The sequence below is a fragment of the Pseudomonas sp. Pseu.R1 genome (assembly GCF_045764065.1).
Lineage (GTDB): Bacteria > Pseudomonadota > Gammaproteobacteria > Pseudomonadales > Pseudomonadaceae > Aquipseudomonas.
In genome coordinates, this window is the sequence record NZ_JBJGEE020000001.1 from 1,728,706 (window position 1) to 1,745,769 (window position 17,064).

At 59.9% G+C, this 17,064-nt stretch carries 16 protein-coding genes; 8 read left to right on the plus strand and 8 right to left on the minus strand.

Annotated elements, in window-relative coordinates:
* Positions 1-37 precede the first annotated feature (37 nt).
* Positions 38-2,359, plus strand: coding sequence for a response regulator (locus tag ACI5GA_RS08045; RefSeq protein ID WP_421422462.1), 2,322 nt, complete (start codon positions 38-40; stop codon positions 2,357-2,359).
* Between the two features lie 90 nt (positions 2,360-2,449).
* Here the strand turns inward: ACI5GA_RS08045 and ACI5GA_RS08050 are convergent, their stop codons facing one another.
* Both ACI5GA_RS08050 and msrB read right to left on the minus strand, forming a co-directional pair.
* Positions 2,450-2,935, minus strand: a complete 486-nt coding sequence (locus ACI5GA_RS08050) for a glutathione peroxidase (protein ID WP_404631602.1) — start codon at positions 2,933-2,935, stop codon at positions 2,450-2,452.
* Between the two features lie 86 nt (positions 2,936-3,021).
* The gene (msrB, locus tag ACI5GA_RS08055) at positions 3,022-3,420 is read right to left on the minus strand and encodes a peptide-methionine (R)-S-oxide reductase MsrB (protein WP_404631604.1); all 399 of its coding nucleotides are present in this window, start codon (positions 3,418-3,420) and stop codon (positions 3,022-3,024) included.
* A gap of 191 nt (positions 3,421-3,611) precedes the next feature.
* On the opposite strand from msrB, the gene ACI5GA_RS08060 reads away from it, so the two are divergent.
* Positions 3,612-4,823 carry a pyridoxal phosphate-dependent aminotransferase gene (locus ACI5GA_RS08060; RefSeq protein WP_404631606.1) on the plus strand — a complete coding sequence of 404 codons (1,212 nt, stop codon included), beginning with the start codon at positions 3,612-3,614 and terminating at the stop codon, positions 4,821-4,823.
* A gap of 283 nt (positions 4,824-5,106) precedes the next feature.
* Positions 5,107-5,994, plus strand: coding sequence for a protease HtpX (gene htpX, locus ACI5GA_RS08065; protein WP_404631608.1), 888 nt, complete (start codon positions 5,107-5,109; stop codon positions 5,992-5,994).
* A gap of 99 nt (positions 5,995-6,093) precedes the next feature.
* Here htpX and ACI5GA_RS08070 read toward each other — a convergent pair whose 3' ends face one another.
* Positions 6,094-6,750: a thiopurine S-methyltransferase gene (locus ACI5GA_RS08070; protein WP_421422463.1), complete on the minus strand. Its 657-nt coding sequence runs from the start codon at positions 6,748-6,750 to the stop codon at positions 6,094-6,096.
* 105 nt (positions 6,751-6,855) lie between these two features.
* On the opposite strand from ACI5GA_RS08070, the gene ACI5GA_RS08075 reads away from it, so the two are divergent.
* Positions 6,856-7,623 (plus strand): DODA-type extradiol aromatic ring-opening family dioxygenase, encoded by a 768-nt coding sequence (locus ACI5GA_RS08075; RefSeq protein WP_404631612.1) that lies wholly within the window; start codon positions 6,856-6,858, stop codon positions 7,621-7,623.
* Between the two features lie 87 nt (positions 7,624-7,710).
* Here ACI5GA_RS08075 and ACI5GA_RS08080 read toward each other — a convergent pair whose 3' ends face one another.
* Positions 7,711-9,378 (minus strand): DEAD/DEAH box helicase, encoded by a 1,668-nt coding sequence (locus ACI5GA_RS08080; RefSeq protein ID WP_421422465.1) that lies wholly within the window; start codon positions 9,376-9,378, stop codon positions 7,711-7,713.
* Between the two features lie 415 nt (positions 9,379-9,793).
* On the opposite strand from ACI5GA_RS08080, the gene ACI5GA_RS08085 reads away from it, so the two are divergent.
* A complete protein-coding gene (locus ACI5GA_RS08085) occupies positions 9,794-10,585 on the plus strand; it encodes a crotonase/enoyl-CoA hydratase family protein (protein ID WP_421422466.1) in 792 nt (263 codons plus the stop codon).
* Positions 10,586-10,591: 6 nt separating this feature from the next.
* Here ACI5GA_RS08085 and ACI5GA_RS08090 read toward each other — a convergent pair whose 3' ends face one another.
* Positions 10,592-11,347 (minus strand): spermidine synthase, encoded by a 756-nt coding sequence (locus ACI5GA_RS08090; protein ID WP_421422467.1) that lies wholly within the window; start codon positions 11,345-11,347, stop codon positions 10,592-10,594.
* Positions 11,348-11,511: 164 nt separating this feature from the next.
* Here ACI5GA_RS08090 and ACI5GA_RS08095 point away from each other — a divergent pair, with 164 nt between their 5' ends.
* Complete coding sequence (locus ACI5GA_RS08095) at positions 11,512-12,858, plus strand: class II 3-deoxy-7-phosphoheptulonate synthase (RefSeq protein WP_421422468.1); 1,347 nt, start codon at positions 11,512-11,514, stop codon at positions 12,856-12,858.
* A 98-nt stretch (positions 12,859-12,956) separates the two neighbouring features.
* Here the strand turns inward: ACI5GA_RS08095 and ACI5GA_RS08100 are convergent, their stop codons facing one another.
* Together ACI5GA_RS08100 and ACI5GA_RS08105 are read right to left on the minus strand one after the other, a co-directional pair.
* The gene (locus ACI5GA_RS08100) at positions 12,957-14,189 is read right to left on the minus strand and encodes a winged helix-turn-helix domain-containing protein (RefSeq protein WP_421422470.1); all 1,233 of its coding nucleotides are present in this window, start codon (positions 14,187-14,189) and stop codon (positions 12,957-12,959) included.
* A gap of 162 nt (positions 14,190-14,351) precedes the next feature.
* Entirely contained in the window at positions 14,352-14,585 is a 234-nt protein-coding gene (locus ACI5GA_RS08105; protein WP_421425452.1) for a DUF1127 domain-containing protein, read from the minus strand.
* A 97-nt stretch (positions 14,586-14,682) separates the two neighbouring features.
* On the opposite strand from ACI5GA_RS08105, the gene ACI5GA_RS08110 reads away from it, so the two are divergent.
* Positions 14,683-15,537, plus strand: a complete 855-nt coding sequence (locus tag ACI5GA_RS08110) for a LysR substrate-binding domain-containing protein (RefSeq protein WP_421422471.1) — start codon at positions 14,683-14,685, stop codon at positions 15,535-15,537.
* Between the two features lie 3 nt (positions 15,538-15,540).
* Here ACI5GA_RS08110 and ACI5GA_RS08115 read toward each other — a convergent pair whose 3' ends face one another.
* Positions 15,541-16,272, minus strand: coding sequence for a sulfite exporter TauE/SafE family protein (locus ACI5GA_RS08115; protein ID WP_421425453.1), 732 nt, complete (start codon positions 16,270-16,272; stop codon positions 15,541-15,543).
* Between the two features lie 255 nt (positions 16,273-16,527).
* Here ACI5GA_RS08115 and ACI5GA_RS08120 point away from each other — a divergent pair, with 255 nt between their 5' ends.
* Positions 16,528-17,001 carry a MarR family winged helix-turn-helix transcriptional regulator gene (locus ACI5GA_RS08120; RefSeq protein WP_404631626.1) on the plus strand — a complete coding sequence of 158 codons (474 nt, stop codon included), beginning with the start codon at positions 16,528-16,530 and terminating at the stop codon, positions 16,999-17,001.
* Positions 17,002-17,064: the final 63 nt, after the last annotated feature.

Consider the following 17,064-nt stretch of genomic DNA (forward strand, 5'->3'; position numbering starts at 1 on the left):
ACACGAAGTGCAAGTGCCCCTGGGATCAAGTGCCCTTATGGATATACCGATCACTCACCGACTGTCGTTCAAACAGGCCCGTTTGACCGTGCTGATCGGATTCCTGCTGGGAACCCTGTTCAGCCTGGCGCAGATTGCGATCGATTATGCCAGCGAAGACGCCTCCATCGATCGTGAAATTCGCTCTCTGCTGCAAATCAGCCATAATCCGGCCTCGCGCATCGCCTACAACATTGATGCCGAACTTGCGCAGGAACTGATTTCGGGCCTGCTGCACTCACCCGCCGTGGTCAGCGCACGCCTGATCGACAATAACGACGTCCTGCTGGCCTCGGTGTCACGCCCGCTGACGGAAAGCCCCTACCGCATGTTCAGCGACTTCCTGTTCGGCAAGAGTCGTCAGTTCGAGGATGCGCTGCATCTGGATCACATGCCCAACGAGACCATCGGCACGCTGCAACTGGAGGTCGACACCTTCGCGTTCGGCAGCCACTTTCTTCAGCGGGCGGAAATCACCCTGCTCAACGGCTTCGCCCGCAGCCTGGTGTTCGCGGGCATCCTCATGGGGTTGTTTTACCTGACACTGACCAAGCCGCTGACCGGTGTCATCCGCGCCCTGTCCAGTCGCGACTCAAGCAGCCCCGAGCAAGCCCCGCTGCCCTGCCCGCCCGGCCATGAGCGCGACGAAATCGGCGTGCTGGTGCAGGTCGCCAACCAACAGTTCGAAAATGTCGCGTCCGAATTTGGCCGTCGACGGGATGCCGAAAACCGCCTGACCGAGCACCTCAACGAGCTGGAAAACGTGGTATCGGCCCGCACCCAGGAACTCAAGGCCAGCAACGCTCGGCTCAGTCAGTCCAACGAAGAATTGCAGATCGCCCGCAGCACCGCGCTGGACATGGCCCACGCCCGCTCGGCGTTTCTGGCGCACATGAGCCATGAAATTCGTACGCCGCTCAACGGGCTGCTGGGCATGCTCGCGCTCTCGCTGGACGGGCCGTTGAGTGCCGAACAGCGCCAGCAACTGTCGATTGCTCACGACTCGGGCAAGGTGCTGGTGGAACTGCTCAACGACATCCTCGACCTGTCGAAATTCGACGCCGGACAATTGGAGCTGGAACGTATCCCCTTCGATCTGGCCACTTTGATCGAAGACACCGCCACCTTGTTGTCGCAGAACGCCGCCGCGACGGTGGAGCTGGCCTGCCTGATCGACCCGGCGTTTCCGGCCTTGGTGCTGGGCGACCCGACGCGGGTCAGGCAGATCGTCAGCAACCTGCTCTCCAATGCGCTGAAATTCACACGAACAGGACGCGTCGACCTGCGGTTGGGCCAGCAAGGTGACAGAGTGCGCATCGAAGTCTGCGACACCGGGATCGGCATCGCCAAGGATGCTCAGGCCAGGATTTTCCAGCCCTTCACCCAGGCGGAAGCGGCGATCACGCGCCAGTATGGCGGCACCGGGCTGGGCCTCACGCTGACCCACAACCTGTGCGAAGCCATGGGCAGCCAGTTGAACATTGAATCCACGCCCGGCGTGGGCAGCCGTTTCTATGCCGATTTGCCCCTCCCCGCCCACACCCCCGCAACCCCATGGCCAAGATTGAAAGGCCGCGTGGTGGTGGTCAGCCCGCTCAACAGCGGCCTGACGGAATTACTGAGCAGGTTGTTGCCTGAATGGGGCATCGAGTATCGCCATTTCTCGACCCCGGATTTACACCCCGACACCCAGCCCGACCTGCTGATCACGGACTGCCTTGAGTGCCTTGTCGGGATTCGCCCGGCCACCCGAATTCCCATTCTGCTGGTGACGGCGTATGGCAATTTCATGCCAGCCAGCCAGGTCGAGGCCTTGGCGCCGTTGCAACAACAGGCGCGCCCACTCTCGCGCGCCGTGCTGCATCAAGCGTTGTCCCGAAGTTTGAAAACAGATGCGCTGATGCCTGACGATTTGCCCGGCAGCCCATTGGTCGCGCCCCATCGCGCACGGATTCTGTTGGTGGAAGACAACCCGGTGAACCAGTTGGTGGCCAAGGGCATGCTCAGCAAGCTGGGGTGTGAAGTGGTGGTCAGCAGTCACGGCGGGGAGGTCTTGCAGCAGCTTGAGCGCGGACGTTTCGATCTGGTGCTGATGGACTGCAACATGCCGGTGATGAACGGTTATGAAGCCACCCGGCTGATTCGCCAAAGCGGGAAATGGCCTGATTTACCGATCATCGCCCTGACGGCCAACGCCATGCCCGAAGAACGCGAACACTGCAGGACAGCGGGCATGAACGACTATCTGGCCAAGCCGTTTCACCGGGAAGAGTTGATCACCGTGCTGGATCAGTGGATTCCGGTGGTGCAGACGAACTGAGCGCAGTTGTTTGATTCTGCCCGCAAGGCGTAGGAGTGGGGCTTGCCCCAACGGCCTCCGGCCAGAATCAAGCACCCGACAGCGATTCAATTATTTAAGCAACGCCTCAATATCCGAGGTCAGCTCTTCCGGCTTGGTCAACGGCGCATAGCGTTTGACCAGTTTGCCGTCCTTGCCGACCAGGAATTTGGTGAAATTCCACTTGATGCGCTCTGACCCCAACAGACCTGGCGCCTGCTTTTTAAGCTGAACGAACAACGGGTGAGCGTTGCTGCCGTTCACATCGATCTTCTTGAACAACGGAAAACTCACCCCGTAGTTCAACTCGCAGAATTCCGAGATCGCACCTTCATTGCCCGGTTCCTGCTTGCCAAACTGATTGCAGGGGAAGCCCAAAACGACCAGGCCTTGATCCTTGTAACGCTGCCATAGCTCTTCGAGGCCTTTATATTGTGGTGTGAACCCGCATTTGCTCGCCGTGTTCACCACCAAAACGGCCTTGCCCGCATAGTCCGCGAGGGTTTTCTGCTCGCCCTTGATCGTCTGCACCGGGATGTTCAGCAAATTGTCGCTCATGGCGAGGCCTCGAAAAGAATCAAACCGCCAAACTAGCGCGCCAGTGATTGGCGCGCCATCGAATTACTCAGCGTGATATCACAGCATCAAGCGTCGCGGGGCACCAGGTCCAGGCAGACCGAATTGATGCAGTAACGCAGGCCGGTCGGTGGCGGGCCGTCCGGGAATACATGACCCAGGTGAGCATCGCACTTGGCGCACACCACTTCGGTGCGAATCATGCCGTGGCTGACATCACGCACTTCCACCACCGCACTGCCTTCGATCGGCGCGTAAAAGCTGGGCCAGCCGCAGCCGGAATCGAACTTGGTGGTGGAGTCGAACAGAGCATCGCCGCAGCACACGCAGTGGTAGACGCCCGGCGTTTTAGTCATGTTGTATTTGCCCGTGAAGGGCCGTTCGGTGGCCTTCAGACGGCAGACCTGATACTGCTCTGGGTCGAGCATCTGCTTCCACTCTTCGAGGGTTTTTTCCAGCTTGTCCACGGGTACACCTCCAAACTCAAAAAGCCCGAACTGTGTCTTTTCCACGGATCGGGCGGCACGTATGATTGCGCCTTCGTCGGACGCCAGTCTGTCACCGGCCTTGAAGGCATACAAATTCATTTTGATGGCGTCGTGCTCATAGATTCGCCTTCGTTGCTTACGGCAAATCGTTCTCTTTGGGATCAATCACCATGCAGTTCAGCAAATCGAACAAGCTCGCCAACGTCTGCTACGACATTCGCGGGCCCGTGCTCAAGCACGCCAAACGTCTGGAAGAGGAAGGCCATCGCATCCTCAAGCTGAACATCGGCAACCCGGCACCGTTTGGTTTCGAGGCACCTGACGAGATCCTGCAGGACGTGATCCGCAACCTGCCGACCGCGCAGGGCTACAGCGACTCCAAAGGCCTGTTCAGCGCCCGCAAAGCAGTGATGCAGTACTACCAGCAGAAGCAGGTCGAAGGTGTCGGTATCGAGGACATCTACCTGGGCAACGGCGTGTCCGAGCTGATCGTAATGTCGATGCAGGCGCTGCTGAACAACGGTGACGAAGTGCTGGTGCCTGCGCCGGACTACCCGCTGTGGACTGCTGCCGTTGCGCTGTCCGGCGGCAACCCGGTGCATTACCTGTGCGACGAGCAGGCCAACTGGTGGCCGGATCTGGACGATATCAAGGCCAAGATCACGCCGAACACCAAGGCCATGGTCATCATCAACCCGAACAACCCGACCGGCGCCGTGTATTCGAAAGAAGTGCTGCTGGGCATGCTGGAGATCGCTCGTCAGCACAACCTGGTGGTGTTCTCCGACGAGATCTACGACAAGATCCTGTACGACGATGCCGTGCACATCTGCACCGCTTCGCTGGCGCCGGACCTGCTGTGCCTGACCTTCAACGGGCTGTCGAAATCCTATCGCGTAGCGGGTTTCCGCTCCGGCTGGATTGCCATCTCCGGCCCGAAACACAACGCCCAGAGCTACATCGAAGGCATCGATATCCTGGCCAACATGCGCCTGTGCGCCAACGTGCCGAGCCAGCACGCGATTCAGACCGCGCTGGGTGGCTATCAGAGCATCAACGATCTGATCCTTCCGCCAGGCCGCTTGCTGGAACAGCGCAACCGCACGTGGGAACTGCTCAATGACATTCCCGGCGTGAGCTGCGTCAAGCCGATGGGCGCGCTGTATGCCTTCCCGCGGATCGACCCGAAAGTCTGTCCGATCCACAACGACGAGAAGTTCGCGCTGGATCTGCTGCTGTCCGAGAAACTGCTGATCGTTCAGGGCACCGCGTTCAACTGGCCTTGGCCGGACCACTTCCGCGTGGTGACCTTGCCACGCGTGGATGATCTGGAAGCGGCGATTGGCCGGATCGGCAATTTCCTGAAAACCTACAAGCAGTAGTGCTGCTGATCGTGCCCACGCTCTGCATGGGCACGCATCCCGTGACGCTCCGCGCCACCCTGCAGGGGACGCGGAGCGTCCTGTGCGGCGTTACCACGCGGAGCGTGGGAACGATCAGTATTGCTTGAACGCTCTACCCCCGCCCTCTCGTCCATGGTCCATAATTGCCTTGGCGACGCAAAACGACACAGTTTGAAATAGTCGCCCGGTTGAATAGCCTCCGACATCACCTTATATACCCCGCAACGCGTTACACATTCTTCACGAGGAGAAATTCCAGATCATGATGCGCATCTTGCTGTTTTTGGCCACTAACCTTGCGGTCGTGCTGATTGCCAGCATCACCCTGAGCCTTTTTGGCTTCAATGGTTTCATGGCGGCCAACGGGGTTGATCTGAACCTCAATCAGCTGCTGATCTTCTGCGCCGTGTTTGGTTTCGCCGGTTCGCTGTTCTCGCTGTTCATCTCCAAGTGGATGGCCAAGATGAGCACCGGAACCGAGATCATCACCCAACCCCGCACCCGCCACGAACAATGGCTGCTGCAAACCGTGGAACAACTGTCCCGCGAGGCGGGCATCAAAATGCCGGAAGTCGGGATTTTCCCGGCCTACGAAGCGAATGCCTTCGCTACCGGCTGGAACAAGAACGACGCACTGGTCGCCGTAAGCCAGGGTCTGCTGGAGCGCTTCTCGCCTGAAGAAGTGAAAGCGGTACTGGCCCACGAAATCGGCCACGTGGCCAACGGCGACATGGTGACGCTGGCGTTGGTTCAGGGCGTGGTGAACACCTTCGTGATGTTCTTCGCGCGCATCATCGGCAACTTCGTTGACAAGGTGATCTTCAAGAACGAAGAAGGCCGGGGCATGGCGTTCTATATCGCGACCATCTTCGCCGAAATCGTGCTGGGCTTCCTGGCCAGCGCCATCGTCATGTGGTTCTCGCGCAAACGCGAATACCGCGCCGACGACGCCGGTGCTCGCCTGGCCGGTACTGGCGCGATGATCAGCGCGTTGCAGCGCCTGCGTTCGGAACAGGGTGTTCCGGTGCAAATGCCTGATAGCCTGACCGCTTTCGGCATCAATGGCGGCCTGAAACACGGCCTCGCAGGCCTGTTCATGAGCCACCCGCCGCTGGAAGACCGTATCGAGGCCCTGCGCCGTCGCGGTTGATTCGCAGTGCTGTAATGAGAAAGGGCGACTTCGGGTCGCCCTTTTCTTTTGCCAAGATAAACCGCTCCAACTCCGGACGGCTACAGAGACAAACAGTTACTATCGGCGAAACATCCGGTAGGCGTATTCCATCAACTGCGTCACTCCCGCCTGCTTGAACTTGGCGCTCTTTTCCAGCACGTCCCACTCTCCCACCTGCTTCACTCGCCACTCTGGCGACAGCAGTTGCTGCACCTCGTCGCCATCCACAGCGAAGGGAGGCCCGTCGATCCGAGATTGGTCGTAATCCAATGTGATCAGCAGGCCGCAGGAATCCTCTCCCATGAGTCGATTCAACTGTTGAACGTACTGCCAGCGCATGCTTGCGGGCAGCGCGATCATCGCGGCGCGGTCGTAAAACGCTGTGCATTCGCCGATGTTTTCCGGTTTGAGCGCAAAGAAATCGCCGCACCAGATCTCACACGCTCCGTAGCGGTACAGTTTGAAATCTGCGTGCTCCTCGACCCTGGGAGTCAAACCCGCTTCGCTGAACCACGCAGCGACGGCGGTTTCGGACAACTCGGCGCCGACGACGTAATGGCCTTGATCCAGAAGCCAGTGGATGTCGATCGTCTTCCCGCAGAGAGGCACGAAAACACGCTCACCCGGCTGAACCGTCAGCTCTGGCCAGAGCTTCACAAGATACGGATTCACCTCCGATTGATTGAAACCTATCTGATTGATCGCCCAGCGCTCATGCCAAAACTGCGGCTCCATAAATGCTCCTGATATTTCGATCAAACGGCACTAAAACTTATATTAGATTTAGATCAATGATCTGCCTGATCATGGCCACTATCTTATACGCTCAGGACGTTCGACATGTTCCCCAGCCTGTTCATTTCTCATGGCTCCCCCATGCTCGCTCTGGAACCCGGTGAAAGTGGCCCGGCACTGGCGCGTCTGGCCGCTGAACTGCCACGGCCCAAGGCGGTGGTGATCGTGTCAGCGCATTGGGAAAGCAACGATTTGCGGGTCAATGGCAATCCGCAACCGGAAACCTGGCACGACTTCGGCGGCTTCCCCGCGGAGCTCTTCGCCGTGCAATACCCGGCATCCGGGCAGTTGGCCACGACACACCGGGTCATGGAGCTGCTGGCTGCGGCCGGCCTCCCGGCGCACATGGATTCCCGCCGCCCGTTCGACCATGGGGTCTGGGTGCCGCTGTCGCTGATGTACCCGAAAGCGGACGTGCCAATCGTGCAGGTGTCATTGCCGTCGCGCATGGGGCCTGAATTACAGACCCGCGTCGGCGAGGCATTGAGCCCGTTGCGTGAAGAAGAAGTGCTGGTGATCGGCTCAGGCAGCATCACCCATAATTTGCGCGAGCTGGATTGGCACGCAGGGCCAGAAAGCGTCGAGCCTTGGGCGCTGGTGTTTCGTGACTGGATGGTGGAGAAACTGGCGGCCAACGATGAAGTGGCCTTGCACGATTATCGTCGGCAGGCTCCGAATGCCGTGCGCAATCATCCGACCGACGAGCATCTGCTGCCGCTGTATTTCGCGCGGGGTGCGGGCGGTGAGTTCAGCATCGCGCACCAAGGCTTCACCATGGGCGCGTTGGGGATGGATATTTACCGGTTTGGGTAATGCTCCTGCATATACGCATTCTGCGACGCAAAAAAATCCCCGGACCAGCCGGGGATTTTTTTGTTCAGACGATCAGCTCAACGCCAATCAGTCTTCGCGGTAGCGACGCAGCTTCAGCTGTTTGCCTGCAACGCGGGTGTCTTTCAGCTTGGCCAGCAGGCGCTCCAGACCTTCCTCTGGCAGCTCGACCAGGCTGAAGCTGTCGCGCACCTGGATGCGACCGATGGCTTCGCGAGCCAGGCCACCTTCATTGAGGATGGCGCCCAGCAGGTTCTTCGCGGCGATACCGTCACGCGCGCCCAGCGCAGTACGGCAACGGGCACGGCCTTCAGCCAGCGGCATCGGCGCGCGACGCTCGCGGTCGCCACGGTCAGGACGGTCGCCCGACGGACGATCACCACGTGGCGCACTGTTCGGCACCAGTGGACGCTCTTTCTCGATGGCCGCCAGGTTCAGCGCTTGACCGTTGGTCGCCTTGCGCAGCAGCGCAGCGGCCAGGGCACGCGGGCTGCAGCCGATGTCAGCAGTCAGACGGTCGAGCAGGTCACCATGGGTGGCTTCGGCGTCGGCAACCAGCGGCGCGAGGCTGTTGGTCAGTTTCTTGATGCGGGCATCCAGAACAGCTTGCGAATCGGGCAGGCGAACCTCAGCTACCCGCTGACCGGTCACACGCTCGATCACTTGCAGCATGCGGCGCTCACGTGGCGTGACCAGCAGCAGCGCACGGCCTTCGCGACCGGCGCGGCCGGTACGGCCGATACGGTGAACGTACGACTCCGGATCGTACGGCATGTCGACGTTGAACACGTGAGTGATGCGCGGAACGTCCAGACCACGGGCCGCGACGTCGGTGGCGACGACGATGTCCAGACGGCCGTCTTTCAGCGAGTCGATCACGCGCTCACGCTGGTTCTGGGCGATGTCGCCGTTCAGCGCAGCGGCCTTGTAGCCTTTGGCTTCCAGAGCGCTGGCCAGGTCCAGAGTGGCCTGCTTGGTGCGTACGAACATGATCAGGGCGTCGAAATCTTCGACTTCCAGCAGGCTCAGGACAGCCGAGGTCTTCTGGTCAGCATGAACCAGCAGGTGAGCCTGCTCGATCGCGGTGACGGTCTGGGTCTTGCTCTGGATCTTGACGTGTTTCGGGTCTTTCAGGTGACGCTCGGCGATCGCACGGATCGACTGCGGCAGCGTGGCCGAGAACAGTACGGTCTGACGGCTTTCAGGCATGGCGTTGAAGATGACTTCCAGGTCATCCATGAAGCCCAGCTTGAGCATTTCGTCAGCTTCGTCCAGCACCAGATGGTTCACGGTGGCGAGGACTTTTTCGTCGCGACGCAGGTGGTCGCACAGGCGGCCCGGCGTGGCGACAACGATTTGCGCGCCATTGCGGATGGCTTTCAGTTGTGGGCCCATCGGCGCACCGCCGTAGACGGCCACGACATTTACGCTTGGCATCTGCTTGGCATAGGTTTCGAAAGCGGTGGCCACTTGCAGGGCCAGTTCGCGGGTCGGCGCGAGGATCAGCGCTTGCGGCTCGCGTTTGCTTGGGTCGATGCGGTTCAGGATAGGCAGTGCGAAGGCTGCGGTTTTACCGGTACCTGTCTGCGCCTGACCGATCATGTCGTGACCGGCGAGGATGATCGGGATCGATTGTTGCTGAATCGCCGACGGCTCTTCGTAGCCGGTCGCGATGACGGCAGCAACAATATTCGGATTAAGGTCAAGAGCGGCGAAGCCGCCGGTTTCCTGGGTCATGGGTCTGCCTCTGAGTGCATCCGCAAAGACCCATGCTTCAAAGCTGCGCGTGCCGTGTAAGACCCGAAGGTCACCCTGGCTGCTTTGTCGGCGGGGATTTGCGAAAACGTATTGATGAATGGATCGTCAAGGATAGTTCGTGGGGGAACCGGCTTGCGGAGAGTGCCTCGCAAACACACGCCATGACGACGGCCCTATGAAAGACCGGCGCGCACTATACCGGAATTGCCAAAAAAAAGGAGCATTTTTTTCACACAACCAAGTCCTTGCGGCCAACGGTCACAGGCTTTGCGCAAACCTGTGCCAGTGTCTATTTTTTCAAGGCCCGGTATTACTGGCGGCGGGGGCTTAAACGTTTCACCTCATCAGTCAGGCAGCCCACCCTCCTCTCCTACTCAGCAGCAGGATTCTGGACATGACCTCTTCGATCAAAGGCCACGTCACCCGGGAACAGCGCGGCGCCATCATGCTCATCGGGCTGGACCGCGTGGCCAAGCGCAACGCCTTCGACATGCACATGCTCAATGAACTGAGTCTGGCCTACGGCGAATTCGAACGCTGTGAACAGGCGCGGGTCGCCGTGGTGTTCGCCCACGGCGAGCATTTTACCGGCGGGCTGGATCTGGCGGAGACCGGCCCCACGTTGATCAATGGTTGGCATTTGCCGGATGGCGGTTACGACCCGTGGGGCGTTTTCGCAGGCCCGCGGGTCAGCAAACCGGTCATCGTCGCCGCCCAAGGCTACTGCCTGACACTGGGAATTGAGTTGATGCTGGCCGCCGACATCAATCTGTGCGCGAGCAATGCGCGCTTTTCGCAGATTGAAGTCCAGTGCGGTCTGTTCGCGTTTGGCGGCGCAACGCTGCGCATGCATCAGATCGCCGGATGGGGAAACGCGATGCGCTGGCTATTGACCGGCGATGAGTTCGACGCTCACGAAGCACTGAGCATGGGACTGGTGCAAGAGGTCCTGGTGCAGGAGGATTTGCTGGCTCGTGCGTTGCAGTTGGCCGGTCGCATTGCCGAACGTGCGCCACTGGGCGTTCGGGCCACCTTGGCGTCAGCGCGTCTGGCGGTGCGAGAGGGCGAGGAACAAGCGGCCAGACAACTGTTGCCGCACATTCGGGAGGTGATGTCCAGTGAAGACGCCAAAGAAGGCCTGCGCGCCTTGATCGAACGCAGGCCGGGCCAGTTCACAGGCCATTGAGCGTTTTCAGGTCGCTGCACGCAGGGTCTTGATCAGCGGCAGCAGCGAATAGCCGAGCTGAGGGGCAAGGGCTTCGGCGCGGGCAGTCAGCGCGTCGATGTCCAGCGTCTGGTCCAGATCGGACGGCACGATAAGGATCACGTTGCCTTCCTTGACCGGCAGCTCCCAGTAATGCCGGTGGTAAAGCCCGCGCAATAGCGCCGCACCCAAAGGCTTGCCGTCATCAGAGGCCCACTGGTTGATGATCAGCCAGCCACCGGGATTGAGGTGTTGCTGGCATTTCTCCAGAAAACCCCATGCCAGATGACCCGCCGCAGGGCCGGTGTCGGTGTACAGGTCGACGAAGATCAGGTCGGCGGTTTCAGCCGAGGGCAACAGCTCAAGGGCGTCCCCCACTCTTATATAAAGACGGGGGTCATCGGTCAGGCCCATGTATTCCATGGCCAGACGCGGTACATCCGGGCGCAGCTCGATGGCTTCGACGTCCTCCAGTGGCAAAAAGCGCAAGCACGCCTGGGTCAGTGTTCCCGCGCCCAACCCCATGAACAACGCACTTTCCGGCGCGTCATGGCACAACGCGCCGATCAGCATCGCGCGGGTGTAGTCGTACTCCAGCCAGCTTGGGTCAGAGGTGAAGGTGCAGCTCTGCTCGATGGCATCGCCGAACTCCAGAAAGCGATAGTCCTCGACTTCCAGCACGCGAATCATGCCGAAGTCGTCGTGAACTTCGGCCAGTACGCGCTCTACACGCTGCTCGGTCATTACGGCTCTCTTGCTACAAGTGATGGACACCCTGCGAGCGCTGGCAGCCAGGCACCCAGTGTGTGGAAAGCGCGGATTGTCAGCCATGCGCCCCCCGCAGGTCACGCAAATTATCGGGGCGGCTGCTACCATGGCCGTCCCCTTGCTTTGATTTCGAGAAGAAGATGAGCCACCTGTGGAGCCCCGATAGCTGGCGGACCTTGCCAATCCAGCAACAACCCCAGTACCCCGATGCCGAGCACGTGCTGCGCGTGGAGCAGACGCTGGCCAGCTACCCGCCGCTGGTGTTCGCCGGAGAAGCCCGCGAACTGCGCCGACAGTTTGCCGAGGTGACAGAGGGGCGCGCGTTCCTGCTGCAAGGGGGCGACTGCGCCGAAAGCTTCTTCGAGTTCTCCGCCGCGAAAATCCGCGACACCTTTAAAGTGCTGCTGCAGATGGCGATCGTCATGACCTTCGCGGCCGGGTGCCCGGTGGTCAAGGTCGGGCGTATGGCCGGTCAGTTCGCCAAGCCGCGCTCAGCCAACGACGAAACCGTGGATGGTGTGACATTGCCCGCCTACCGTGGCGATATCGTCAACGGCATCGGTTTCGACGAGAAGAGCCGCGTGCCCGATCCGGATCGCTTGTTACAGGCCTATCACCAGTCCACCGCCACCCTGAACCTGCTGCGTGCCTTCGCGCAGGGTGGTTTCGCTGATTTGCATCAGGTGCACCAGTGGAATCTGGACTTCATCGCAGGCTCGGCGCTGTCGGACAAGTACAGCCAGCTCGCCGACCGCATCGACGAGACCTTGGCCTTCATGCGCGCCTGCGGTATGGACACCTCACCGCAGTTGCGCGAAACCAGTTTCTTCACGGCCCACGAAGCCTTGCTGCTGAATTACGAAGAAGCCTTCGTGCGTCGCGACAGCTTGACCAACGACTTCTATGACTGCTCGGCGCACATGCTGTGGATTGGCGACCGCACCCGCCAACTGGACGGCGCCCACGTGGAATTTCTGCGCGGGGTGAAGAACCCGATTGGCGTGAAAGTCGGCCCAAGCATGAACACCGATGACCTGATCCGCCTGATTGACATTCTCAACCCGGACAATGACCCCGGCCGCCTGAACCTGATCGCCCGCATGGGCGCGAACAAGGTTGGCGACCATTTGCCAGGGCTGATTCGCGCCGTGGAGCGTGAAGGCAAGAAAGTGCTGTGGAGTTCCGACCCCATGCACGGCAACACGATCAAAGCCAGCAGCGGCTACAAGACCCGTGACTTCGCGCAGATTCTGGGCGAGGTAAAGCAGTTCTTCCAGGTGCATCAGGCCGAAGGCACGTATGCCGGTGGCATCCACATCGAAATGACCGGGCAGAACGTCACCGAATGCATCGGCGGCGCACGTCCAATTACTGAAGATGGTTTGTCGGACCGTTACCACACGCATTGTGATCCACGGATGAACGCTGATCAGTCGCTGGAACTGGCATTTTTGATTGCCGAGACGTTGAAGCAGGTGCGTCGATAAGTCTGCGCAGCCCTCTGTAGGAGTGAGCTTGCTCGCGATAGCGGTGTATCAGGTTCATTTTTATGATTGAAGCACCGCCATCGCGAGCAAGGTCACTCCTACAGAGAATGCATTTGAGCCCGCAACCGGGCACCACTGGCCCGCTGGCAGTTGATCAACACCTCCGGCAACCCCAGCCAATCGGCCAGAGTTCTGAGGTGCTGCGCCAACGCCTGCATCCCTTCGTCGTCCAGCCCCGGCTCCTCTTCATGAACGGCATGCACGGCCAGCCGTCCCGCCGCTCGCTCGGCACGCAGGTCAACACGCGCCGCGATCCGTTCGTGATGCAAAAAAGGCAGTACGTAGTAGCCATACACTCGCTTGTGGGCAGGGGTGTAAATCTCCAGTCGATAATGAAAATCGAACAAACGCTCGGTGCGTGCCCGTTCCCAGATCAGGGAATCAAAGGGTGAAAGCAGCGCACTGGCCGCCATTTTTCGCGGGATCTTGAGTTCCGGCAGCACATAAGCGGGCTGTTTCCAGCCTTGCACCTGAACCCGCTCAATAGCGCCCTCTTCCAGTAACTCGGCGATCCCGGTTTTGGCCGGGACCGGGTCCTGACGGAAGTAATCGCGAATATCTTTCTCGACGGCAACACCCAGCGCACCGACGGCACGCAGCAACAAGCCGCGCTGGGCCTCGGCTTCGCTCAGTTCGGGGTGATCGATGATCGCAGACGGCAGCACCCGCTCCGGAAGGTCATACAGCCGCTCAAAGCCACGCCGCCCCGCGACCGTCACTTCGCCCGCGGCGAATAGCCATTCCAGCGCGTGCTTTTCATCGCTCCAGTCCCACCACGGACCTGCGCGCTCCTGGCGGGTGTTGAGGCTCCCTGCCCCCAACGCCCCCTGATCGCGCACCGCTTGCAGCACGTTTGCAATGGTGGATTGCCGTTCCCGACCGAACTTGGCCATTTGTTGGTAGATGCCTTCGCCTTGAGCAGCACGCTTCATGCGCCAGCGCATCAGCGGGTACAGCGCCACCGGCAGCAACGACGCTTCGTGGCCCCAATATTCGAAGAGTTTGCGCTGCCGCCCCTGACTCCAGGCGGCCTGGTCCAGCAGCTTCTGCGGGTAGTTGCCCAAGCGCGAAAACAGCGGCAGGTAGTGCGACCGCACCAAAGCGTTGACCGAATCGATCTGCACCACACCAAGGCGTTCGATCAACTGGGTAACGTGGCGAGACGTAATCGTCGCGGCAGGTTGGCGGCCACTGAAACCTTGGGCCGCCAGCGCCACACGACGCGCTTGCTTGATGGACAGTTGCTGTTGCGTCGGCAGTTCTGCGGGCATGCGAGACCTCCTGGTCGGTCCACAAAACTACCTGACTGCGCCGCGTCTGTGTAGCAGTAGGCCGTGCGCATGCTTGTGGGCGATTCTATGTTGTCTGGTCAACTGCATTCGTCGGAACGCCGCCCGCCCCAAGGCGGCGTTCCGACGAATCCATGGGGCCTATTAATGCTTCATTGGATCATCCCAGAACGGCCGCTCGGACTCTTCCATGACATCCGCTCGCGACAAGCCCATGTCTTTCAACGCGGCGTCGCTCAAACTGGCCAGTTGCACACGTTCACGATGCAACTTGCGCCAGCGGGCAATTTGGCCAATGGCGGCATGCCAGGCGCGCTCAATTGCTGAATCATGGGACAGGGTTTTCAGAACCAGTACGTAACCTTTTTGACCTTTCATCGTCTTGCCCTCCAAGTGGGGATGGGCAGATTGTTGCGCCGAGATTAAGATCAATCCAACGAATGTTTCTGATGCACTGCATCTGGGAGATTGATCCATGGCCACCTACCCCAGCATCGACAGCGAACTGCTGCGCACCTTTGTCGCCATCGCCGATCAAGGCGGGTTCACCAAAGCGGGTGAGGTCGTGAACCGCACGCAATCGGCGGTCAGCATGCAGATGAAGCGGCTGGAAGATGACGTGGTGCAGCGCCCGTTGTTTCAGAAAGACGGCCGCGTGCTGAACCTGACGGCGGAGGGGCAGGTGCTGCTGGGTTATGCGCGGCGCATCCTCAAACTGCACAGCGAGGTGTTCAATACCCTGCGCGAGCCGCACATGGTCGGCACGGTGAAGATCGGCACACCGGATGATTACGTCATGCGCTTTCTGCCCGGCATTTTGTCGCGCTTCGCGCAGGCCTACCCGTTGATTCAGGTGGAAGTGCATTGCGAATCGTCGGCACAGTTGCTGCAACGGCAGGATCTGGATTTGAGCATCGTGACCCGCGAACCGGGCAAGGAGATCGGCCAGATTCTGCGTCAGGAACGGTTTGTCTGGGCCGAGGCGGCAGGCTTCTATCCGCATGAACAAACGCCGATGCCGCTGGCGATGTTCAACAGCGATTGCTTCTGCCGATTGTGGGCAAGCAATGCACTCGACGCCTCGGGCCGCGAGTACCGCATCGCCTACACCAGCGCCAGCTTGTCCGCCATCATGGCAGTGGTCAGCGCAGGTCTGGCAGTGACGGCCCAGTTGGAAAGCCTCATCACCTCGGACCTGCGAGTGCTTGGCGAGGCGGAAGGACTTCCGCAACTGCCCTCGGCGAGTATCGTGCTCCTGCGCAACCCAAGCAATCCTTCGCCGATCACTGAATGCCTGGCCGATCACATTGCCGAGGGGTTCAAACTGTAAGCGTCAGATCCTGAAGCACAGCATGATCGCGCAGATCACCAGAAACACGCAGAACAGCGAGCGCAGCAGGCGTTCCGGAAGGCTGTGGGCCAACGCAACGCCCCAACTGATGCTGGCCAGGCCGCCGATCGCCAACGGAATTCCCATCAACCAGTTCACATGACTGTGCAGCGCATAGGTGAAGAACGTGATGGTCGTGGCCGGAGCTGCCAGTGCCAGCGCCAGACCTTGGGCCACCACTTGGGTGGCGCCAAATACGCCGGTCAGGATCGGCGTGGCAATCACTCCGCCACCAACGCCGAACAAGCCTGCCGTCACGCCAGAACCCACGCCCAGCGCCCACAGCCAATTACGGTGACGCAGCTCGGTCCCGGCGTTGCCCTTGCGCCAGTACATCTGGATCAGGTTGAAGGCCGTCAGGACGATCAGGAAGCCCACGAAGCCGATGCGCATACTCTGGGCATCGACTCGCACCGCCCACAGCGACGTCAGCCAGGACACGAAGAAGCTCGGCACGATCAACATCAACGCATTGCGCACCGAAATTCGGTTGCGCTGGTTATAACGCCACAGCGCCAGCAGCACGTTCGGCAGTACCATCAGCAGCGCGGTGCCTTGCGCCAGTTGCTGATCCAGACCGAACAGCACACCCAATGCCGGGATCGCCACCAATCCGCCACCAATTCCGAACAGGCCACCCAATGTGCCCATGGCGGCGCCCAACAGCAGGTACATCACAACATCGACAATCACGCTCGGTCCTCTATATGAATCTGCGCGCATGCTACGCAGTCAAATCGATCGGCGAAATCGGCAGACGGCCATTGACGTGCACGATTCGTGAAATATCGATTCACGAATCGTGCAGAGAAGACTGTCGCACAACGGTGATAGATAAGTGTCGCAAGGCCGATTACCGAAATTACTTTGTGCATTAAAGATCGCCACGCTAAATTAGTCACCATTATCGATCCACCGAGGACGCTTTCGATGAACGCCGACCCAAGCTGCACCACGGCGGGCGCTGGCAGTTGCGAAGATCTGCTGCTGGACAACCAGCTGTGTTTTGCCCTGTACTCCACTTCCCTGATGATGACCAAGGTCTACAAGCCGTTGCTTCAGGAACTGAATCTGACCTACCCACAATATCTGGCGATGCTGGTGCTGTGGGAACAGGATGGACTGACAGTAGGAGAAGTCAGTACGCGATTGCTGACCGATCCAGGTTCCCTGACACCTTTGCTCAAACGACTGGAAAGCGAAGGCCTGATCAGCCGTACCCGCAGCAAGGAAGATGAACGTGTTGTCCTGCTGACCTTGACCGACCAAGGCAAGGCGCTGCACGAAAAGGCTCGCCGGATTCCGCAATGCATCCTGGCGGCCAGCGGGATCAACATGGAACAACTTCAGGCGTTGCAAAAAGATCTACTGGGGCTGCGCGCAAACCTGCACAGCAGTCTCTGACCCGCTACCTCCCCTCCTCCCAAGGCCAGCCATTCGTGCTGGCCTTTTTCGTTTTTTTCTTCA